Annotated in this window: 20 protein-coding genes, 1 tRNA gene and 2 pseudogenes; 10 read left to right on the top strand and 13 right to left on the bottom strand. The window is 53.5% G+C overall.

The window, feature by feature from the left end; translation table 11 throughout:
• The 8 genes and pseudogenes from I6L74_RS21425 to I6L74_RS09600 form a co-directional block, all read right to left on the bottom strand.
• Window positions 1-546, bottom strand: coding sequence for a primase-like DNA-binding domain-containing protein (locus I6L74_RS21425; protein ID WP_059180416.1), 546 nt, complete (start codon window positions 544-546; stop codon window positions 1-3).
• 12 nt (window positions 547-558) lie between these two features.
• Complete coding sequence (locus tag I6L74_RS21420; RefSeq protein ID WP_059180417.1) at window positions 559-897, bottom strand: hypothetical protein; 339 nt, start codon at window positions 895-897, stop codon at window positions 559-561.
• A complete protein-coding gene (locus tag I6L74_RS21415; protein ID WP_059180418.1) occupies window positions 897-1,733 on the bottom strand; it encodes a hypothetical protein in 837 nt (278 codons plus the stop codon). The genes I6L74_RS21420 and I6L74_RS21415 overlap by 1 nt, the downstream gene beginning before the upstream one ends.
• Before the next feature lie 221 nt (window positions 1,734-1,954).
• A pseudogene (locus I6L74_RS09620) lies at window positions 1,955-2,187 on the bottom strand (integrase arm-type DNA-binding domain-containing protein); the annotation flags it as partial.
• Window positions 2,188-2,359: 172 nt separating this feature from the next.
• Window positions 2,360-2,436 (bottom strand) — tRNA-Pro (locus tag I6L74_RS09615).
• Between the two features lie 91 nt (window positions 2,437-2,527).
• On the bottom strand, window positions 2,528-4,219 hold the full coding sequence (gene eptB / locus I6L74_RS09610) for a kdo(2)-lipid A phosphoethanolamine 7''-transferase (protein WP_059180420.1): 1,692 nt from the start codon (window positions 4,217-4,219) through the stop codon (window positions 2,528-2,530).
• A 259-nt stretch (window positions 4,220-4,478) separates the two neighbouring features.
• Entirely contained in the window at window positions 4,479-5,681 is a 1,203-nt protein-coding gene (locus I6L74_RS09605; RefSeq protein WP_059180421.1) for an L-lactate MFS transporter, read from the bottom strand.
• Window positions 5,682-5,919: 238 nt separating this feature from the next.
• Window positions 5,920-6,624 (bottom strand): autotransporter domain-containing protein, encoded by a 705-nt coding sequence (locus I6L74_RS09600; protein ID WP_059180422.1) that lies wholly within the window; start codon window positions 6,622-6,624, stop codon window positions 5,920-5,922.
• A 159-nt stretch (window positions 6,625-6,783) separates the two neighbouring features.
• Between I6L74_RS09600 and tag the strand changes: the two genes are divergently transcribed.
• Together tag and I6L74_RS09590 are read left to right on the top strand one after the other, a co-directional pair.
• Window positions 6,784-7,365 carry a DNA-3-methyladenine glycosylase I gene (tag, locus tag I6L74_RS09595; RefSeq protein WP_011915440.1) on the top strand — a complete coding sequence of 194 codons (582 nt, stop codon included), beginning with the start codon at window positions 6,784-6,786 and terminating at the stop codon, window positions 7,363-7,365.
• Entirely contained in the window at window positions 7,343-7,789 is a 447-nt protein-coding gene (locus tag I6L74_RS09590; RefSeq protein WP_059180423.1) for an N-acetyltransferase, read from the top strand. The genes tag and I6L74_RS09590 overlap by 23 nt, the downstream gene beginning before the upstream one ends.
• On the opposite strand, the gene I6L74_RS09585 is transcribed toward I6L74_RS09590, so the two are convergent.
• The gene (locus tag I6L74_RS09585) at window positions 7,752-10,079 is read right to left on the bottom strand and encodes a molybdopterin guanine dinucleotide-containing S/N-oxide reductase (protein WP_072241971.1); all 2,328 of its coding nucleotides are present in this window, start codon (window positions 10,077-10,079) and stop codon (window positions 7,752-7,754) included. The two genes, I6L74_RS09590 and I6L74_RS09585, sit on opposite strands and share 38 nt — an antisense overlap.
• Window positions 10,080-10,246: 167 nt before the next feature.
• Between I6L74_RS09585 and I6L74_RS09580 the strand changes: the two genes are divergently transcribed.
• The 6 genes from I6L74_RS09580 to ghrB all read left to right on the top strand — a co-directional run bounded on the left by I6L74_RS09580 (window position 10,247) and on the right by ghrB (window position 16,220).
• Window positions 10,247-10,909, top strand: a complete 663-nt coding sequence (locus I6L74_RS09580; protein WP_059180424.1) for an OmpA family lipoprotein — start codon at window positions 10,247-10,249, stop codon at window positions 10,907-10,909.
• A 133-nt stretch (window positions 10,910-11,042) separates the two neighbouring features.
• A complete protein-coding gene (locus I6L74_RS09575) occupies window positions 11,043-12,059 on the top strand; it encodes a LacI family DNA-binding transcriptional regulator (protein ID WP_059180425.1) in 1,017 nt (338 codons plus the stop codon).
• Window positions 12,060-12,161: 102 nt separating this feature from the next.
• On the top strand, window positions 12,162-12,923 hold the full coding sequence (locus tag I6L74_RS09570) for a sugar phosphate isomerase/epimerase family protein (RefSeq protein WP_059180426.1): 762 nt from the start codon (window positions 12,162-12,164) through the stop codon (window positions 12,921-12,923).
• Window positions 12,916-13,875, top strand: coding sequence for a sugar kinase (locus tag I6L74_RS09565; protein ID WP_059180427.1), 960 nt, complete (start codon window positions 12,916-12,918; stop codon window positions 13,873-13,875). Before I6L74_RS09570 ends, I6L74_RS09565 begins: the two co-directional genes overlap by 8 nt.
• Window positions 13,876-13,938: 63 nt before the next feature.
• Window positions 13,939-15,219, top strand: a complete 1,281-nt coding sequence (locus I6L74_RS09560) for an MFS transporter (protein ID WP_059180428.1) — start codon at window positions 13,939-13,941, stop codon at window positions 15,217-15,219.
• 26 nt (window positions 15,220-15,245) lie between these two features.
• Window positions 15,246-16,220, top strand: a complete 975-nt coding sequence (ghrB, locus tag I6L74_RS09555) for a glyoxylate/hydroxypyruvate reductase GhrB (protein ID WP_059180429.1) — start codon at window positions 15,246-15,248, stop codon at window positions 16,218-16,220.
• Between the two features lie 56 nt (window positions 16,221-16,276).
• On the opposite strand, the gene cspE is transcribed toward ghrB, so the two are convergent.
• Window positions 16,277-16,489 (bottom strand): transcription antiterminator/RNA stability regulator CspE, encoded by a 213-nt coding sequence (gene cspE, locus I6L74_RS09550; RefSeq protein WP_006177792.1) that lies wholly within the window; start codon window positions 16,487-16,489, stop codon window positions 16,277-16,279.
• A gap of 250 nt (window positions 16,490-16,739) precedes the next feature.
• Window positions 16,740-17,450 (bottom strand): DUF3053 domain-containing protein, encoded by a 711-nt coding sequence (locus I6L74_RS09545; RefSeq protein ID WP_011915431.1) that lies wholly within the window; start codon window positions 17,448-17,450, stop codon window positions 16,740-16,742.
• Window positions 17,451-17,781: 331 nt separating this feature from the next.
• On the opposite strand from I6L74_RS09545, the gene I6L74_RS09540 reads away from it, so the two are divergent.
• Together I6L74_RS09540 and I6L74_RS09535 are read left to right on the top strand one after the other, a co-directional pair.
• Entirely contained in the window at window positions 17,782-18,060 is a 279-nt protein-coding gene (locus I6L74_RS09540) for an HTH-type transcriptional regulator (protein ID WP_059180431.1), read from the top strand.
• 403 nt (window positions 18,061-18,463) lie between these two features.
• A pseudogene (locus I6L74_RS09535) lies at window positions 18,464-18,900 on the top strand (hypothetical protein).
• Between the two features lie 52 nt (window positions 18,901-18,952).
• Here the strand turns inward: I6L74_RS09535 and glyS are convergent.
• A complete protein-coding gene (gene glyS / locus I6L74_RS09530) occupies window positions 18,953-21,022 on the bottom strand; it encodes a glycine--tRNA ligase subunit beta (protein WP_059180432.1) in 2,070 nt (689 codons plus the stop codon).
• 9 nt (window positions 21,023-21,031) lie between these two features.
• The gene (gene glyQ / locus I6L74_RS09525; protein WP_011915428.1) at window positions 21,032-21,943 is read right to left on the bottom strand and encodes a glycine--tRNA ligase subunit alpha; all 912 of its coding nucleotides are present in this window, start codon (window positions 21,941-21,943) and stop codon (window positions 21,032-21,034) included.
• Window positions 21,944-22,019: the final 76 nt, after the last annotated feature.

The raw sequence follows: 22,019 nt of genomic DNA, 5'->3' as shown, positions 1-22,019 counted from the left end.
TCATGCCGAACAAGAGACACAGGGATTGTCATACCCCCTGTGAATCTTTCGGGTCAGATATACCGCCCGGTATTCCTTTGCCGCCTGTCTGACCGTGCGGGAGAACTTTTCCACAGACAACGGCTTCCCGAGGTTGTGGTATTCCATAAACGCCAGATAGCAGTGATAGAGGTAGCGTTTCGGCTCCGGCTGGCCTGCCCATGTTCCACCGCCCATCATCATGCCTTTTGGCTCAGTCATGAAGTACAGCGCCGCGCACAAGTCAATCACCGGGTCCGTGCCGCGCTTGATAGTGAGCGCTTCCAATGAATCCCGCTGTTCGCATAAAAGCTGGCGGGCGTTCTCCGGTTCTGCAAAGGTGGACAGCAGGCGGCGAATGATAACGGGCAGTTCTGTGGCGATTTTCTCCGTAAGCATCGGGTCTTTGTCTGCTTCTCTCACCGGGTTATCAAACGGAAATATCACCCGGCGGCGGGCAATGCCCCCGTTGCGCTCCGTGAATATAATCGGTTCGTTATTGGTTGCCAGAATGACAGTGCGTAACACAGTGGTGTACTGCTACTCATACTTGCCGTCGATTTCCACCGGGTCGCCGCCCGTGATGGCCTTAATTCCGATGCCTTCTCCCGTATATCTCGGCTGGTCAGGGAGGATAATCAGACTCTTGCCGACAAACTGCGCCCGACCTCTGGCCTCATCCAGTGCTTTCATGTTGCCGCTGGCGGTGTTGTGTGCACCTGTGAGCAGTGAGGCAATGGCGGTAAACACGCTTTCCCCGCTGCCGCCTTCGCCCGTGACCTCAATAAATAGCTGCCAGTCATGGCGGTTTGCCAGCACCATAAACAGCGCCGCCAGAATACGCTTCGCCCGGTTAGCATCACCGCCTGCACCGTGCATCAGCCAGCGGTAAAATGCGGGGCATGGTCTTTCAGACTTTCGCCAGGCGTGGCCTCCGTCCAGATGATGCCATTGTGGTGCAGCAGGCCATTGTCCGGGCTGTGTGGCTGAAACTGCCCGGCATTCAGGTCATAAACCCCATTCACAAAGGCCACCTGCGCCCTCCCACTGGTGGGCAGGACCGGAACCATTATCCGCATGGACTCAATGGCGGCCTCGATACCTTTCGGGTTGTACGGAGTCTCGTGGGCTTCAAATATTGCTGCCAGCGTGCGTTTCAGGAGCGTATCCGGCTGATGCTGCCAGATGCCTTCCTGATACTGATACACCGTGCCGCTGTCGGGGTTAACTGCCACCTGTTCATAATATGCCACCAGCACCTTGCCCCGCTCACAGGCTGCCATGTGGGCAAGGTCGGCTCCGTCAGCCAGACAAGCTATCACTGCCGGAACAACGCTGCTTTCTCCACGTTCAGCCTCCGCTTTCAGTCCGGCAAGGCGAGGTGTCCAGTCCTCCAGCAGTTCGTGACTTTCAGAATAAAAACGGGCTTCCCTGACATTTGCCAGCGCCAGCCGGGTGGCAATGGTGGTGATATGGCGTTCTGACAGTGGTCCGGCACGGCAGACGCGTACAAACCGTCGTCCGTTGTCAGTGATGCTCAGATTATGCAGATTATCCAGCTCACGTCCTGCCAGTACCACAGGCGGCACGATATCCCCGGCGCGGTTATTATGCTGCCAGTCTTTTGCATGTACCCAGGCGTCAGCTCCGGCAAAAATCACCTGCTCTGTAAATCTGTCGGCAGGCTGTTGCTTCAGGTTCGGCGCTTTTTTCATCGTATCGACTCCTGGTCAGGAGAGGCCGGAGGAATGACCAACCATCCGGCACGGCGGGCTAATTCCGTGAAGCACAGCAGGCTCATTGCCATTTCATCCGGGCGCAGGAGTTGCTCTGGTGGACAACCTCGCCGTCCTCGATGGTCAGCAGTACCTGAATGCGGCAACCGTGCAGGGAGCATCCTTTCCCCGTGTCCTTCCCTGTCCGGTGCTGGCAGCTACTCATCGCGGCGTTTACGGGCCTCCGAGAGCGCCACATCGTCCAGTGAACCGAAACTGACCAGCGCACGCTTTTTATCGTCGGGGCGTACATAATTGAAACGCCAGATTTTAGCGCCGTTAGGTTTAACGAGAAGATAAAGCCCGCTACCGTCCTGTAAGGTGTGTATTCCTTTTCAGCCGGGCGCGCGGCACGAACTTCTGTTGCGGTGAGAGGGGTAGTGACTCGCGCCATGTTATACGTTCCTTTGTTATATCGGGGGTGTATAACAAAACGTATAACTAAAATATCTGGCTGTAAATATATCGGTCTGGTCTGAACAGAACGAAAAAAAGCCGCAATCCCTTAGAGATTGCGGCCTGACTTACCTTTTCTGGTCTGGACTGAACCACACCGTACTGTAATTTGGTCGGCGAGAGAGGATTCGAACCTCCGACCCACTGGTCCCAAACCAGTTGCGCTACCAAGCTGCGCTACTCGCCGAATGCGGAGCGCATCTTACTGCTGGGGTGCGCTCCCGTCAATCCCTTATCATGAAAAAGCCATTCGATTGGCGATAAACTCGCCAGACCGGTTATTGCGTGGCTTTTGTTGCACTATCAGGGATATGACACCAGTTGTTATTTTCGTTAACCCCGCCATTCGGCGAGGTATAACCGAGGCAACCCATAATCGTGTCGTACAGCTCAACGTGGCGGCGCGGCACCTTCATTTCTGCCTCTTGTTTCAGATGAGCGAACATTTTCGCTTTATCCGGGTTCTCCAGATATTTATCTGACATCCAGACCATCATCGGCACGCGGAACTGCTCTGGCGGTGCCATTTTACGCGGGGTTCCGTGCAAGTGCTCAAACTCATTGATTGACTCACCATGGTCGGCGGCATAGAAAACAATGGCTTTCTTATCGCGCACCTGATCAATCACGCTATCAATGAAATGATCGACATACAGCACCGAATTATCAAACGAGTTAACCAGCTCGTCTTTGGTGCAGTCTTTATCCACACCTACGCACTCCGGCGTCCATTTGGCGAAATTACGCGGATAACGCTGCGTATAGTTGAAGTGTGATCCCTTGGTATGCAGGATAATCATATGCTTGCCATCAGGATTGCCATTCAACGAGTTCTTCATTTCGTCAATCAGCAGCATGTCATCCACGCTCTTACCGCGGTTACGCGGCTCGGCACCGATTTGCTCGCGATAAGCAATGTTCTGCGCCATGGTGTTGCTGTAGAACCACATTTCACTCTGCATGGCGTAAAGGTCGGACGTAAACCCAAGCTGGCGCAGAACCGAGAAGACGTTTTGCTCTTTCAGCGTACGCTGAGGGTTATCATCCGCCCCGCCTTCGCGCACAAACATGCAGCGCAACGAGAGTTTAGTGGCGGTATCACAGGAGTACCCGCGATAGGCAATCAGGTTCTTTTCCTGCGACAGTTTCGGTGTCGTGTCGCGATCGTAGCCAAGAATGCCCATGTGATCCCAGCGCGTCGTTTCACCGATAATAAAGATAAAATAGGTATCATCGATGTCTTTAGGCGCTTGGTATGTAAACAATTTGGCGGGATTCTTTAACGATTTATTATCAGATGATTCGTCGACCTGCGCCCAGGCGTAAAGGCCCAGCGCCGATATCCAGTTAGAAGGAAGATAGGAATTAGCCACGACGCCGCCGTAGCTCGGCATATCTACGCCAGAGGTACGCTCATCGTATTTTTGCTTCACATCCAGCAGGCGAATCGGCCCCCAGACCATCAAACCTGCCAGCACCACCAGCGTAACGCTTCGGATGCGTTGCCCAGGTGTGCGCATTTGCCGAAGCAAAGTATAGCGGCAGCGGTTGCTCCAGATGAACAGCAGCGGCAGCGCGCTCACGCACACCAGCCAGAGAATAAAGTGCAGACCCACCACCTCTTTCGAGAGGTCAATATCCGTCGTCATGACCGAGGCAATAATGCCGTAGCCAATGACCACGTTCATGAAAGTCATGTAATAACTGGCACCCGCAGAGAACACGACCACCAGCGAGGCGAGCACACGCCACATGCGTCGACCAAATAGCGAGAGCAGACGTAACAGGAAGAACGTCACCAGAACGGTAGCGACCAGTTCAACTACTGCGGAGATTCCTTTCAAGACAGTAAAATCTTGTGCGTAACCATCAAACCGACGGAAAAAAACAGCACCATTCATAAACAGGCCGATGTACAACGCCAGCAAAAAGCTCAGCTTTTGTTGTGTCATCGATTTGATGTATTTCATGCATTCAACCCGGAAAAAGGGAGAGTAACCCCGCTTCACTTCATATGAAAAGTGAACAGACTATATATGCGCTTAGGAATCCATTATCAGAAATGTCTAAAGCGTGGTAAGTAGACCACAACGATGGAAAAAAGTGGCAGGAGAGTGTGTGATTGAAGCGGATATTTACAAAAAAACAAACTAAAGGTATCCAACCTTAAGTTTTCCTTAGATTTCATCGCTAAAAAAGGCCGGAAACCCGGCCTTTTTCGTTGTTTGTTTACGCATGCGCCTCATTATAGACTTCGCGCTGCGGTTGGCGAATCGTCGTCGACAGCGCCAGCGAAATAATCAGTAAGGCAAATATCACGCAGAAGGTCACGTAGAAGCCGCCAAACAGCGACGCGATAAGCGAACCGCAAATGCTGCCGATCCCAAACCCTAAATAAATCACGCCGTAATTCTTCGCCAGATTGTTCAGGCCAAAGAATTCGCTCACCAGTGAAGGGAAGACGGTAATGGTGCCGCCAAAGTTAAAGGCAACGCAGGCGATAGCGGCAAAGAAGGTCATTTCATTCAGCGGCGCGAACAGCAGAGCGGCCATACCGACCAACGACACGACCTGTCCCATGGTAATGACACGGATACGCGAGATTTTGTCAGACAGGATACCCAGCACCAGTCGGCCTGACAGGTTAGCAATGGAAATCACCGTCACTGCGTTGGCTGCGGTTGCCACATCCAGTTTCACCATTCCCTGAGCAATATCCTTCGCCACACCGATGACATACAGGCCACTCATACAGGCAGTCAGGAACATCACGGCCAACATCCAGTACTGCGGTTGACGCATGGACTGCGCCAGCGTGAAGTCATTTTCCACCACGCCATTCACCGTTTTGACTGCCTGCTGAGGCGCATCTTTCATCAGCGTGGCACCGAAAAGAATCATCACCAGCACAATCGCACCCCAGATCATGAACGTCTTTTCCAGACCAACAGATTCCAGTAAATGCGAGTCGATAAATTTAAAACCAAGGCTGCCCAAGCCGTAAGAACCGATTGAGAATGCGGAGATTAAGCCTTTACGTTCCGGGAACCATTTCACGCAGTTGGACAGCGTCAACAGATAGCCCGCACCGTCCGCCAGGCCAACCAGCACGCCCGCACTGAGCCACAGCATCATCAGGCTATTGGAATGCGCGGTCAGGAAAAAGCCCACACCCAGCATAATACCGGAGGCCATAGTCACGCGCTTCACACCGAAACGCTCCTGCAATTTGCCTGCGACGGAAGACGAAAGCGCTAACCCCAGACTCAGCAAGCCGAAGGAAAATGCCACCTGACTGACCGGTGCTCCCAGTTTGTCGGACAGCGCGCTGTTAAACAGGCTCCAGGTATAAACCGATCCCAACGCAAATTGCGTCACGATGGTGCCGAAGAGTGTCAGCCAACGAGTGCGGTTATAGGTTGATGTGTTCATGGCAGTTGTCCTGCAAGAGAAATTAAGGGAATTCGCTGCAGACAACGATATACAAATCCCTTTATTGCCAGGGGAGAAACGGCATGGAATGCAGTAGAGACGGAATGAAATGCCTGAAATCAGGAATGAATGACCTTGCCAGATTTCGCAATGCACCTTTGTTAGTGACTGCTATCGCCACAGGGCTTGCTGTTATTGTGTTCAAGATGTTATGGAAGCGTTACCGGAAATAATAATTTTAGAATCTCGCACTCACCCCCAGGGTATAAAGATAGTCTTCGCCTGTCATCGTACTTTCCGCCTGGGATAACGACGCATACGCCGCCAGATGGGGATAAAGCAGCACGTCGGCCCCCACCGTCACGTCCATCCAGTTGTCATACTGCAATGATGTAGGCAGTCGGCTCATCCCGGACTGCGATTTCCATTGGTTATCACCAAACTGCTGGTTATAGCTCACCTGCGCCCAAGGCCGTAAATCACCCACGCGCGTATCCACCCGCCAGCCAAGCGTGCTAACGCTGGCGTGCCAGAGCGGATCGGTGAGCGACGTTGAACTGCCGTTATCACCAAACTCGTTGTACATCATTTGCGTTGAACCATCGTAGTGCCACGCCGCCACAGGCCCGGTTGTGGTGTTGCGGGTGACCGGTATATTCAACCCCACGCTCAGGGTGCTCGCCGATTCCGCCGGGTAATTATCCGGCATATTGAGGGCCAGTCCCGGTACGTTCTGCGAAGAACGAATTCGCTCCGCAAGAATATCGTCATAGCGCGGTTGGTGATCGGCGTCCCATGTATAGCGTTCAGTCGTATGACTTTGCGCATCTGAAACGATATATTCCTGTTGCCAGGCAGAGGCTGTGCTACAAAAAAACAAACAGACTGATACACCCACCAGGCCAGAAACAGCATGGCGACCACTGATTTTTTTTATCATCATCAAAGCGACTCCAGAGAGAGCCGAGTTCGGCGATATTTGTCATTGTTTAAGAAGCGATATGAGGGCATAACCCTTAATTAAATATTGTCTTTTTAACACTCACGTCAAGCCAGGTTGGCTGAATTTTTGCGGATTCACAATCAATAAGGGAAATAACCTATGCAACGTTGCGGATGGGTAAGCCAGGATCAGCTTTATATCGATTATCACGATAAAGAGTGGGGCGTGCCGGAAAAAGACGGCAAGAATCTCTTTGAGATGATCTGCCTGGAGGGTCAACAGGCGGGATTATCGTGGATTACCGTCTTGAAAAAACGGGAAAATTACCGTAACGCCTTCCATCATTTCGACCCGGTACGCGTTGCCGCGATGACGGAAGAAGATGTCGAAAGACTGGTGCTGGACGCCGGTATCATCCGTCATCGCGGTAAGATTCAAGCTATTATCGGCAACGCGCGTGCATACCTGGCGATGGAAGAAAACGGCGAGCCTTTTTCAGATTTTGTCTGGTCGTTTGTTGACCATACCCCGAAGATCACCCAGTCCGCGACGCTGGCTGAAATCGACACATCCACGCCTGCATCCGATGCCCTTTCTAAAGCGTTGAAAAAACGTGGATTCAAGTTTGTTGGCACCACAATTTGCTACTCTTTCATGCAAGCGTGCGGCCTGGTTAACGATCATGTGACGGGCTGCTTCTGCCATCCTGGAGGACAACATGATTCGCAAATGGCAAAGTGAGAACACCGCGCCGCTGCTGAGTTTATGGCTGGAAAGCACCACCGATGCGCATCCGTTTATCGATGCGCAGTACTGGGTTGAAAGCGAAGCGCTGGTCCGTGATGCTTATCTGCCGTCAGCGGAAACGTGGGTTTGGGAAGAGTCTGGTGAAATCAGAGGCTTTATCAGCGTCATGCAGTTTCAGTTCATCGGCGCGCTATTTGTCGCCACGCCCCATCTGGGGAAAGGGATCGGGCACGCGCTGATTCAGCATGTTCAGCAGACGTACCCGTCCTTAAGTCTTGAGGTTTACCAGAAAAACAGTCGGGCGGTGAATTTCTACCATGCTCAGGGTTTTCGCATTGAAGACAGCGCCTGGCAGGAAGAGACGCAACACCCGACGTGGATTATGAGCTGGCAGGCGGATCAAACGCCGTCAGCGTAAGTTCCGGTCCCTGATATTTTTCCACCCAGGCGAGCGCCGTATTTCCCGCGCAACCATTCCCCAGCTTCGAGCTGGGGAGATCTTTGGTTAACACGTTCACCGCGCCGTTTTTACAGATTCCGCCTTCATCGCGATCCAGATCGGGCCACGCGCCCTGGTGAATACAGATCACACCAGGTTTAATCCCCGTACTGACCACGGCTCCCGCGAGCACCTGTCCGCGCGTGTTCCAGACCCGCACCACATCACCGTCGGCAATTCCACGCGCGTTGGCGTCATCCGGATGCAAGGTGATCGGCTCACGTCCCGCCACGGCGTACTGTTCACGCAGTGACGAATAGTTAAGCTGGCTGTGCAGACGATGTGCCGGATGCGCGGACAGCACCTGTAGCTGCTTCGGCTGCGCGTTACCGTGCCACTCATCGGGCTCAAGCCACATCGGATGGGGTGGGCAATCGGCATAGTTAAAGCTGGCGATACGCTGCGAATAGATCTCGATTTTGCCACTTTCCGTTTTTAGCGGATGACTCTGCGGATCGCGGCGGAAATCAGCAAAACGGACAAACTGCGCGTTCTCTTCGCTCTCCGGCATTTCAAAAATAGCATTCTCTTCCCAGAACTCTGCAAACGGCGGCAACGTCACGCCCTGCGATTCACCGCGCTGCCCGGCAATCTGGTAAAACGTCTCGAGCCATTCCAGATCCGTTTTGCCTTCCGTGAAGCGCTCGCGACCGCCCGGCTCCCACAGCTCGCTCAATGCTGCAAACACCTCAAAATCGTCACGCGCTTCGTCACGCGGCGGAACCACACGCTTCATCGGCACCATGTGCTGATTGCTGTAATCGCCAGTCATGGTCAGATCGTTACGCTCAAATGAGGTGGTCGCTGGCAGCACAATATCAGCGTGCTTCGCCGCTGCGGTCCAGAAGCACTCTGAAATGACCACCAGCTCTGGTTTCTGCCACGCACGAATCAGGCGGTTGGTATCCTGATGATGGGTAAAGTTTGCGCCGCCCGCCCACCAGACAAAACGGATATCCGGGAAATGCCGATCCATGCCGTTGTGCTGATAAAAACCGCCTGGGTTTTCCAGCGCTTCAACGATACGAGCAACCGGAATTTTATCGACCGCATCAATCCCGTTTTGCACAGAACCCTGCATCGAGGCCAGCACCGCCGCGCGGCGTGTCGGATTCCCGCCGTTGGCAAAGTGATACGACAGGCCAAAACCGCCGCCCGGCGTACCAATCTGGCCGAGCATCGCGGCAAGCGTCACCAGCATCCAGTGCTTTTGCTCGCCAAACTGCTGACGCTGCATTCCCCAGCCCGACATCAACATGGTGGTGTTTTGATGGAATAACGCCGCCAGTTCGCGAATTTTAGCGGCATCAACGCCGCAAATTTCGGCAGCCCATTCAGCGGTTTTCGCCACTCCGTCAGATTTACCGGTCAGATACTGCGTAAAGATGTCGAAACCGGTTGTACAGCGCGCCAGGAATTCAGCATCATGCCAACCGTTTTCCACTAGCGTATAGGCCACACCCAGCATCATCGCGACATCGGTGCCCATATGCGGCGCGATCCACTCGGCGCTGTCCCCGAGAAAATCGAGCGTTTCAGAACGCATAGGATCGATGCAGATCAACCGCTTACCGCTTTTACGCAGCGCGTCAAAATAGGCAATCCCCTGCTCATCGCTGGCATTCCACGCAATCTTCAGCGTGTTAAGCGGGTTGGCGCTCCACAACACCACGACGTCCGTATGTTCCAGCACCAGCGGCCAGCTGGTTTGCTGCTGATACACCTCATTGCCCCCCACGACATACGGCATGATCGCCTGGGCCGCACCGGTTGAATAATCACCCAGATGCCCCGTGTAGCCGCCCGCCAGGCTCATATAGCGTTGCAACAGCGTCGCCGCTTTATGCAGCACGCCGTTGGAGCGCCAGCCGTAAGACCCGGCAAAGATAGACGACGCGCCGTAGCTGTCGCGGATGCGTTTGTGTTGTCCGTGGATGAGCGCCAGCGCATCGTCCCAGCTCACACGTACAAATTCATCTTGCCCACGCACGCCCTGCGGATTATCCGGCGACGCTAAAAAACCTTTACGCACCATCGGCCAGCGCACACGGGTTTTACTGTGCACCTGATCGCGCACCGCAGTTTGTAATGAATTGGGATGATCGGTGGGCAGCGCCCCGCGTGAAGACAGCACGTTCTCGCCGTCGGTTTCAACCAGCATGGGCCCCCAGTGGGCTGCGGTCAGAATGGTTTTTATTGAGGTGGTCAAAGCGTGCGCTCCTGGGTTGCCTGTTGCAGGTTTCACGGCCTTCTTTGAAGCCGTTTATGGTTTGACACAAATTTCAGAGTTATCCCCGGAATTTTCTGCATAACTGGGCGTCATAATCAACCGCCACGTCCGTCGTGGCAAAGAATAAAAAGGATTAAGGAAATAAGATGAATAAACGCGTATTGGCTATTGCCGCTCTGGTGAGTGGCGCACTGGCGGTTTCTGGCTGCACAACAAACCCTTACACCGGCGAGCGTGAAGCGGGTAAATCCGGCATTGGCGCAGGTATCGGCTCATTGGTTGGCGCGGGTGTTGGCGTGCTCTCCTCATCGAAGAAAGATCGCGGCAAAGGCGCGCTGATCGGTGCAGCGGCGGGAGCGGCGCTGGGTGGCGGCGCCGGTTATTACATGGATGTTCAGGAAGCAAAACTGCGTGACAAAATGCAGGGAACCGGCGTGAGTGTGACGCGAAATGGCGACAACATCATTTTAAACATGCCGAGCAATGTGACCTTTGACAGCAGCAGCGCTACGCTGAAACCTGCCGGGGCGAACACCCTGACGGGCGTCGCGATGGTCCTGAAAGAGTACAGTAAAACCGCAGTCAATGTGATCGGCTATACCGACAGCACCGGCAGCCAGGACCTGAATATGCGTCTGTCTCAGCAGCGCGCGGACTCCGTAGCCAGCTCCCTGATCGCTCAGGGCGTGGCGGCCAACCGCATCCGCACTAGCGGGATGGGGCCGGCAAATCCAATCGCCAGCAACAGCACGGCAGAAGGCAAAGCCCAGAACCGTCGCGTCGAAATCACCCTCAGCCCGATTCAGTAAGTTTTTGTCTTCCCCTCTTCCTCTGGGAGAGGGTCGGATGAGGGCATCTGCCGCCTGTATCATCCGATATGAAGCACTTGCCATCGCTGATTTTCACGTTAAGGTGTTCTCACTTAATTCAGAGAAATCAGCGATGAGCAAATCAACACGGTCCACCATCAGCGACGTGGCGAAAGCTGCAAAAACCGGTAAAACCAGTATTTCACGCTATCTGAATGGCGAGAAACATCTGCTTTCCGACGCGCTGCTGGCACGTATCGAACATGCTATTGCTGAACTCGACTATCGCCCAAGCCTCATGGCTCGCGGGCTAAAGCATGGTCGTACCCGCCTCATCGGCCTGATTATCGCCGATATCACCAATCCCTACTCCGTCAATGTGCTGAGCGGCATCGAAGCTGCGTGTCGTGAAAAAGGCTTTACGCCGCTGGTCTGTAATACGAATAACGAGCTAAATCAGGAATTGCACTATCTTGACCTGCTGCGCAGCTATCAGGTGGAAGGTATCGTGGTCAATGCCGTGGGTATGCGCGAAGAGGGGCTTAACCGTCTCCAGCAGTCCGCGCTTCCGATGGTACTCATCGACCGCAAAATTCCGGAATTTGCCTGCGATGTCGTCGGACTGGATAACACTCAGGCCGCCACGACCGCCACGGAACACCTCATCGAGCAAGGTTTTGAAGCGATTTTGTTTATGAGCGAACCGTTGGGAATGGTCAATACCCGTCGCGATCGCCTCAGCGCTTTTCGTGCGACTCTGGCGCGCTATCCCGGCGTGATCGCCGAGAATATCGAAATTCCACTGCATGAAGCCGACCAGATGGATAACGCGCTACGTCAATTTCACACCCGCCATCGCGGAATGCGTAAAGCCGTGATTTCTGCCAACGGGGCACTCACGCTCCAGGTGGCGCGATCCCTCAAACGCATTGGCCTCCACTGGGGTAGCGATATTGGCCTGCTAGGCTTTGACGAACTGGAATGGGCAGAGCTGGCAGGCGTAGGAATCACCACGCTCAAACAACCGACCTGGCAGATTGGCTATGCCGCAGTAGAACAGGTGGTTCGCCGAATTGAAGGCATGACAGACGCCGTTCGCGAGCAGGTTTTCTCTGGCGAGCTGATCGTACGCGGTTCGACTTCCCGCTAAATTCCCTTCGTGATGGCGATCATAAATTCAACACCCTGGGCTTTTCTTTGGAACCGGTTCCATCTAGCGTGATAACTATCAGCTACGAATGGGAGTCAGCCAATGGGCAGAAAAATTATCGTCGTGACCGCGGCATACGGTGCGGATCAGGTACGTCAGGCAGGCGGCCAGCGGGCCATGCTGCCCGTCATCGCAGCGGGTGGCGCAGATGGTGTCGAAATACGTCGCGAACTCTTCAGCGAGCAAGAGCTGCAAACCCTTCCCATGCTGGCCCAATCTATCGAGCTGCTTGGCTTGCTGGTCTGTTACTCAGCACCAGCCGCATTGCTAATGCCCGATGGGACGCTTAACCCGGATCTGCCACGTTATCTTGCCGAAGCCAACGCGTTAAATGCCTTGTGGTTAAAGGTTTCTTTGGGCCATTTCCGCGATAAGGCGCCGCTGGAAGCACTACGTGAATTACTCAATGACAGCGGCATGGCGCTGGTGGTTGAAAACGATCAAACTGATTGTGGCCAACTGGCACCGATGCAGCGATTCAAAGCGGCCTGTCGGGTGATGCAATTGCCCGTCACGCTGACGTTCGATACGGGCAACTGGTTATGGGTGGGCGATTCGCCTGAAGAAGCCGCTCGTCTTCTCGCCCCTGCCGTGAGCTATATCCACGTCAAAGCGGCCATCCCGCACAATCAACACTACCGCGCTATCGCACCGGATAACGCCGATGCGCGCTGGATGGCGCTTCTGGATCAACTTCCCGCAGATGCACCGCGCGGGATTGAATTCCCACTGGAGGGTCCGGATTTAGCCGCAGTGACCCGCCATTACGTCAATCTGCTGCGCGAGGAGTCACGCCATGTCTAAGACTTTGGACGTCATCACCATCGGTGAAGCAATGGCGATGTTCGTTGCCACCGAAACGGGTACGTTAAGCGCTGTTGAACACTTTATCAAACGTGTGGCAGGCGCAGAACTCAACGTGGCGACCGGACTGGCGCGCCTGGGTATGAACGTCGGCTGGGTCAGCCGCGTAGGCAACGACAGCTTCGGTCAATTTGTCGTGGATTCGCTCAAAAAAGAGGGGATCGACGCGGCTGGCGTCACGCTCGACAGCCGTTTCGCCACAGGTTTCCAGCTAAAGTCTAAAGTTGAAAATGGAACCGATCCCATCGTGGAGTATTTCCGCAAAGGATCGGCGGCCAGTCATCTCTCTCTTGCCGATTATCACTCTGCGTACTTCTCGTCAGCACGCCACCTGCATTTGAGCGGAGTGGCGGCGGCATTGTCGAGCAGTTCGTATGAGCTACTCGATCACGCAGCCAGCACCATGAAAGCTCAGGGTAAGACGATTTCATTCGATCCCAATCTGCGTCCAGTGCTGTGGAAAAGCGAGGCCGAGATGATTAATCAGCTCAATCACCTCGCCTTCCAGGCTGACTGGGTTTTGCCTGGTATAAAAGAAGGGATGATTTTGACCGGAGAGTCATCCCCCGAAGGGATCGCCGATTTTTATCTGAATCAAGGTGTGAAAGCCGTGGTGCTGAAAACGGGAGCCGAGGGTGCATGGTTCAAGACGGCAGAAGGTGAAAAAGGGACGGTTGCCGCGATGAAAGTCGAGAATGTTGTCGATACCGTCGGCGCTGGCGATGGTTTCGCTGTCGGCGTAATCAGCGCCCTACTCGAAGGGAAAACGTTACCGCAGGCCGTCGCACGCGGTAACAAAATTGGCTCGCTCGCCATTCAGGTTCAGGGCGATAGCGAAGGATTACCGACGCGGGAAGCCTTAGGGGAATCAATCCTCGCAACCGCGAATTAAAAACACAGCCCCGCGTACCCTACATACAGCGGCGGAAGTCACCTCAACAACAGAGGCAAGTCTATGAACAAATCGACCAATGCAGTCAAACGCTGGTGGTACATCATGCCGATCGTGTTTATCACGTACAGCCTGGCGTATCTCGATCGCGCGAATTTCAGTTTCGCTTCCGCCGCGGGGATCACCGAAGATCTGGGGATCACCAAAGGGGTCTCTTCCCTGCTCGGCGCGTTGTTCTTCCTGGGCTATTTCTTCTTCCAGATCCCAGGCGCGATATATGCCGAACGCCGCAGCGTGCGCAAACTGATCTTCGTGTGTCTGATTCTGTGGGGAGCCTGTGCATCGCTCACCGGTATGGTCAACAACATTCCGGCGCTGGCCGCCATTCGGTTTATTCTTGGCGTGGTAGAAGCCGCCGTAATGCCTGCGATGCTGATTTACATCAGCAACTGGTTTACCAAATCCGAACGTTCGCGCGCCAATACTTTCCTGATCCTCGGTAACCCGGTCACGGTACTGTGGATGTCCGTCGTCTCTGGCTACCTGATTCAGTCATTCGGCTGGCGTCATATGTTCATCATTGAAGGGATCCCCGCGATTATCTGGGCCTTCTGCTGGTGGGTGCTGGTAAAAGATAAACCGTCCCAGGCGACATGGCTCTCCGAAAGCGAAAAAGCCGCGCTTCAGGCGGAACTGGAGAAAGAGCAACAGGGGCTGAAACCGGTACGTAACTACGGCGAAGCATTCCGCTCCCGCAACGTGGTACTCCTTTGCATGCAGTACTTCACGTGGAGTATTGGTGTGTACGGATTTGTGCTGTGGCTGCCGTCCATCATTCGCAGCGGCGGAGAAAACCTCGGCATGGTCGAAGTGGGCTGGCTGTCATCCGTGCCTTATCTGGCGGCGACTATTGCGATGATTGTGGTGTCCTGGGCATCGGACAAACTGCAAAACCGTAAGCTTTTCGTTTGGCCGCTGCTGCTGATTGCCGCATTCGCGTTTATTGGTTCATGGGCAGTTGGACCCGATCACTTCTGGATTTCTTATACCCTGCTGGTCATCGCAGGTGCCGCGATGTACGCGCCTTACGGTCCTTTCTTCGCCATCATTCCCGAGATGCTGCCGCGTAACGTTGCGGGCGGCGCGATGGCGCTCATCAACAGTATGGGCGCGCTGGGATCGTTCTTCGGCTCGTGGTTTGTGGGTTATCTGAACGGCACGACCGGCAGCCCGTCCGCCTCGTACATTTTTATGGGGGTGGCACTTTTCGCTTCAGTGTGGCTTACTTTGATTGTTAAGCCTGCTAATAATCAACACGTCCCTGCTGGCGCACGCCACGCCTGAACCCTTTAACATCAACGGAGATTAGCATGAAGCCGTCCGTCATTTTGTATAAAGCACTGCCCGAGGATCTGCAAAAACGTCTTGAAGAACACTTCACCGTCACCCAGGTGAAGAATCTTAATCCGGAGACCGTCGCAGAGCATGCTGACGTATTCGCCAGCGCAGCAGGATTGTTGGGATCAAGCGAAAAAGTGGATACCGCATTGCTGGAAAAAATGCCGAAGCTTCGTGCGACGTCCACCATTTCAGTCGGTTACGACAATTTTGATGTCGATGCCTTAAACGCACGCAAAATCCTGCTCATGCACACGCCTTATGCGCTGACCGAAACGGTCGCAGATACGCTGATGGCGTTGGTCCTAAGCACGGCGCGCCGGGTGGTAGAAGTTGCTGAGCGTGTAAAAGCGGGCGAATGGACGAAAAGTATTGGTCCCGACTGGTTTGGTGTGGACGTGCATGGCAAAACGCTGGGGATCGTGGGGATGGGCCGTATTGGGCTGGCGTTAGCCCAGCGCGCGCATTTCGGTTTCAACATGCCGATTCTGTACAACGCCCGCCGTCATCACAGCGAAGCGGAAGAGCGTTTCAACGCACGTTACTGTGAATTAGAGACGCTGCTGCAGGAAGCTGACTATGTTTGCCTGATCCTGCCGCTGACGGATGAGACGCATCATCTGATCGGTAAAGCAGAATTTGAGAAAATGAAGAAGTCGGCGATTTTCATTAATGCCGGGCGCGGGCCCGTGGTGGATGAAAAGGCGTTGATTGAGGCGCTGCAGGACGGGGAGATCCACGCTGCCGGTCTGGACGTGTTTGAGCAAGAGCCGCTGCCGGTTGATTCTCCGCTGCTGACATTACCGAATGTCGTTGCCCTGCCGCACATTGGGTCTGCTACGCATGAAACCCGCTACAATATGGCCGCAACGGCTGTGGATAATCTGATCAACGCACTCAACGGAAACGTTGAGAAAAACTGTGTGAATCCGCAGGTTAATGCCTGAAACGAAAAAACCCGCCAGAGGCGGGTTTTAAAATTCTTTGCTGCTGAGTTGGAAGCTTACAGGCTTACAACGTTACCAGCTGCTGGGCCTTTAGCGCCGCTTTCGATGGTGAAGGAAACTTTCTGGCCTTCGTCCAAAGATTTGTAGCCTTCGTTCTGGATAGCAGAGAAGTGTACGAATACATCTTTAGAGCCATCGTCAGGAGTGATGAAGCCGAAACCTTTATCAGCGTTGAACCATTTTACCAGACCAGTCATTTTACCAGACATAGATTTTACCTTTTAAATATTTGTTTTGCCTTCCGGCGCGATGATGGAATGTGTTACAGATTTTTAAGCGATGAAGGAAGGGTCACTACGAAGGGTATCTTTGGATAACTCATCTGGACTACTTACTTAACTAAACTGCTTTAGGTCTGTGTAACAAACCGACGAAGCTATAAAACCATAAGTGGGGTGGAGATGACAAGTTTTATTTTCAACAATCATAAAAAACCCGCTTCTCAGCGGGTTTTTTATGTTATTCCGTGGCGGTCACTGCCGAACTCCATGCCTGGCTGAAGGCCTGGTGCTGCGAGGCTAGCGGCCCAATCAGCGTGTTGTACTGGCTGGCTTGCTGAGACGTCGGGAACTGGATGCCGTTAGAGACAAAGCTCACCTGGGTTCCCTGCTGAGAGATAAAATCACCCACCTGGACCAGTTGCTGACTAAATATCTGCGCGGCCGGAATCAACGGCTGCATCGCATCTGAGGGTTTAGTCACCACTTTCTCGTACACTTTATCGAATACAGGCTTCAGATCTTCGCCTTGCTTCAGTGCGGATCGCGCCGCATCTGCCTGCATTTTTGCATTCTGCAACTGCTGGCTCAGCACGCCAAGCGCACCGTTAGACTGGCGCAGAGGCTCGCGCTGGGTCATGTAATCCTGCGGGACGCGAATCGCATTGACGCTATCCACAACGGGACGAAGGCCAGAATCCATTGCCTGATTCACTTGTTGTGAATAACCATAAAGGATGGCGTAATCAGAAACGAAGGGGCCGAACTGTTTTTTCTGATCCGCAGTCAGCGTTGGTAAATGCTCACCACTGCGCATCACGTTATTCTGAAGAAAATCGATAAACGCTTTGCGCTGATCGCCTTCTTTATCAAAACACCCGCTCAGGCTAACTACCATCAACAACGCCGCAACAGGCGCGAACCAGCGAGAGCAGGACTTTCCTGTCGCCATTTTATTACTCCTTTCACCCAAAAAAGCACATACTGGCACTGGCGTGCCTGACGTGGACAAGAATAGTCCAGGTACGCCGCGCAAGATACTCTTTTCATGCAAAATGGCTATTGCCGGTTTCTTTCTGACGATTTACAAAAAAATACCATACGAAGCCTGCTTATGATTAATCAGGTAATTAGCATAACTATCCGCTTTGCTGAAACGAGCAAGGCAATACTTACCGCACAATTAATCACGCCCGTGACGATCCGCCGACTCCTTTACAGTCTATTCTTAACAAGCTCTATGAAGTTCATGATCCTGTAGTGTGATTTATGAGGAGTTCTTAATGGAATCTAAAGATACAATGTTTGAGCTGTTAACCAGCCTGGAACAAATCGTTTTTAAGGATCTGTCGCAAACAGTAACCCTGTCCCAAAAATCCAATCCCTTTACAGAATTTGAGCGATTGCGCAAAGGGACAGGACTGAAGACTATTGATTTTGCAAGAGAAATGGGTGTCAGCGTGGCGACGGTGCAAGAGTGGGAATCAAAACGTGTTAAACCCTCTATGACCGAGTTAAAGCTGATGCGTCTGATACAGGCGGCCCCAACGCTAAGCGCATAGTCTTTAAAGATAGATTCGTATCGCCCCCGCAATTGCGGGGGTTTGTGTTTAAAAGCCTTTCTATTTTTCATCCCTAACGCGCTAAATTTTGCGAGCATCTTTCCAGAAATGGTAAGATCTTCATCTGCATAGACAATATCGATTGTCGCCCGCTTCAGTCAGCAGTATGTTCTCCCCACACCTGCAAAATCAGGTGTCAGGATTGGAACCCTGACTCACTTCACTGGCGACACCGCTTTTTTGTGTCGTGCGGCCTGCTACATCTCAATGGTGGGCCGGGCGGGGGCGCTGTAAAGCGCGCTGGTGTCAGTGAGGCCAGTAGTTCCAACCCTGTTCGGTTCCGCCGCTATGAGATTGGAACCTCTGGTGGTGGTTAAAACGCAACTCACTGAGGTTTATTGTTATATCTGCGACTCACTCGTTATTCACCCTTCCCTTCAACCATGGCACCGAATTTATCGAGCTGACTGATAACTGTGAACGCTTCACAGAGGCGTTAGTCGAGAGTGAAGATTCCGAACATAAATGGCGCTTTGCGCACGACTTTCCACCTGTCTGGAACTGCTGCAACAGACACTCCTCGATCCCATTCCCGAATATTTAAAAGAGAATCTGACCGTAGAAGACCTACCTTCTCGCACGCCAGCCTTTAAACCTGATGCGACACAATTGGGACGCTACCACCAGGAAATCACCCAGCTACTGATAAACGGTTCACTTCAGCCAAAATCGGCTATCGTGATGGAAGACTTACTCTGCGAGCTGATCGACTACTTTGCCGACACACTGAAAGCACTGCGCTGGCTAAAAACCGAGATCGGTTTGATCGCGATCGAATAAGGGGCCATAAAAAAACCCGCCATCAGAGGCGGGTTTTTTAACGTGACATGAATTACTGCAGTAGCGAAATATCCGCCACGCGCAGGAATAACTCGCGCAATTTTTCGAGCATAGAGAGACGGTTAATGCGAAGCTCTTTATCTTCAACATTTACCATCACTTTCTCGAAGAAGGCATCAATCACTTCACGCAGTTCAGCCAGTTCCACCAGCGCTTCCTGATAACGGCCTTCAGCGAAGAATGGCTCCAGCTTGTCACGCAGCACCACAACCTGCAGCGCCAGCGCAATTTCTTCCGGCTCTTTCAAGGTCGCAGCGTTAACACGCTCGTTCAGCGTTTCGTCGGATTTCGCCAGAATATTGGATACGCGTTTGTTGGCGGCAGCCAGCGCTGACGCGGCTTCCAGTGTACGGAAATGCGAAACCGCCTTCATGCGCGCATCAAAATCTGCCGGACGGGTCGGACGACGCGCCAGAACAGCCTGAATAGTGTCGACGGTATAACCTTCGTCCTGATACCAGGCGCGGAAGCGACCCAGCATAAAGTCGATAACGTCATCCACCACTTTCGCGTTGGTCAGCTTGTCACCGTACAGACGCACCGCTTCTTCGGTGAGGGTCTGCAGATCCAGATTCAGGTTCTTCTCAACGATGATACGCAGCACACCCAGTGCAGCACGACGCAGCGCAAACGGATCTTTATCGCCTTTCGGATGCTGGCCGATACCGAAGATACCCGCGAGGGTGTCCATTTTGTCGGCAATCGCGACGGCACACGCAACAGGGTTAGACGGCAGATCATCACCCGCAAAGCGCGGCTGATACTGTTCGTTCAACGCAACGGCCACATCTTCGGCTTCGCCGTCATGACGGGCATAGTGCATACCCATCACGCCCTGGGTGTCGGTAAACTCGAACACCATGTTGGTCATCAGGTCGCATTTGGACAGCAGACCTGCGCGGGTAGCGTGATTCACGTCGGCACCGATTTCACGGGCGATCCAGCCGGACAGCTCCGCAATACGGTCAGTCTTGTCGCGCAGCGTACCCAACTGTTGCTGGAACAGAACGGTTTGCAGACGCGGCAGGTGATCTTCCAGACGCTTTTTGCGGTCGGTATTAAAGAAGAACTCCGCATCCGCAAGACGCGGGCGCACCACTTTTTCGTTACCGGAGATAATCTGAATCGGATCTTTGGATTCGATATTCGCCACGAAGATAAAGTTCGGCAGCAATTTGCCGTCATCCGCGTAAACCGGGAAGTACTTCTGGTCACCCTTCATGGTGTAAACCAGCGCTTCAGCCGGAACTGCGAGGAATTTCTCTTCAAACTTCGCCGTCAGAACCACTGGCCATTCGACCAGAGAGGTCACCTCTTCCAGCAGGCTTTCGCTCAGATCGGCGTTGCCACCGATTTTGCGCGCCGCCTCTTCAGCGTCCGCTTTGATTTTTGCTTTACGCAGTTCGTAGTCAGCAATGACTTTACCGCGCTCAAGCAGAATTTGCGGATACTGATCGGCATTGTCGATGGTGAATTCCGGCTCGCCCATAAAGCGATGGCCGCGAATCACGCGATCGGACTGAATACCCAAAATCGTTGCCGGAATAACGGTATCGCCCAGCAGCAGGGTCACCGTGTGAACCGGACGCACAAAGTGCACGTCGGACGCACCCCAGCGCATCAATTTAGGAATAGGCAGCTTCGCCAGCGACGTTGCAATCATGTTTGGCAGCAGCGCCTCTGCGCTTTCGCCTTTCACGTGCGCGCGATACAGGAGCCATTCGCCTTTATCGGTTGTCAGACGCTCGGCCTGGTCAACGGTGATACCGCAACCACGTGCCCAGCCTTCTGCCGCTTTGCTCGGTTTCCCTTCAGCGTCAAACGCTTGGGCAATCGCCGGGCCGCGTTTTTCAACTTCGCGATCCGCCTGAGAAGCCGCCAGATTCGCCACTTTCAGCGCCAGGCGGCGCGGTGCAGCAAACCATTCGATTTTACCGTGCGTCAGGCCAGCGTTATCCAGCTCAGCGGTTACGTTCGCAGCAAAGGATTCCGCAAGGCTGCGCAGGGCTTTTGGTGGCAGCTCTTCAGTGCCGATTTCCACCAGGAAAGTTTTATCAGACATGGCCGCCTCTTATTTATTTCGGTTGCACATCGGGAAGCCAAGGGCTTCACGGGACGCGTAGTAAGCTTCTGCAACGGCTTTGGTCAGCGTGCGAATACGCAAAATGTAGCGCTGACGTTCAGTCACGGAGATGGCTTTACGGGCATCCAGCAGGTTGAAGCTGTGGGCGGCCTTCAAAATACGCTCGTAGGCTGGCAGCGGCAGTGGGGTTTCCAGCGCCAGCAATTGCTGCGCTTCTTTCTCGTACTGCTCGAAGCAGGTGAACAGGAAGTCCACATCCGCGTATTCGAAGTTATAGGTGGATTGCTCCACTTCGTTCTGATGGAACACGTCGCCGTACGTGGTTTTACCCAGCGGGCCGTCGCTCCAGACCAGGTCGTAAACGCTGTCTACGCCCTGAATATACATGGCCAGACGTTCCAGACCGTAGGTGATTTCACCTGTGATCGGTTTACATTCCAGACCACCAACCTGCTGGAAGTAAGTGAACTGCGTCACTTCCATGCCGTTCAGCCACACTTCCCAGCCGAGACCCCAGGCACCCAGCGTTGGGTTTTCCCAGTTATCTTCCACGAAGCGAATATCGTGAATGGTCGGGTCCACGCCAAGCTCTTTCAGGGAGCCGAGATACAGTTCCTGAATATTGTCCGGGGAAGGTTTAATCACCACCTGGAACTGATAATAGTGCTGTAAGCGGTTTGGGTTTTCGCCATAACGACCATCGGTCGGACGACGAGATGGCTGAACATAGGCCGTTGCCATGGGTTCTGGCCCCAACGCACGTAAGCTGGTCATAGGGTGTGAAGTGCCGGCGCCAACTTCCATGTCCAAAGGTTGAACGATGGTGCAGCCCTGACGAGCCCAGTAATCCTGTAAAGTCAGGATCAGGCCCTGGAAGGTCTTGGTATCAAACTTTTGCATAGTATTTCGTGCTGGATACGTGTGTTTTGAATGGAAGCGATCAGTATACCCGCTGACTGCAAGATATACAGTATGA

The sequence above is a fragment of the Lelliottia amnigena genome (assembly GCF_019047465.1).
Lineage (GTDB): Bacteria > Pseudomonadota > Gammaproteobacteria > Enterobacterales > Enterobacteriaceae > Enterobacter > Enterobacter amnigenus.
This window is presented reverse-complemented; position numbering and strand designations above follow the sequence as displayed.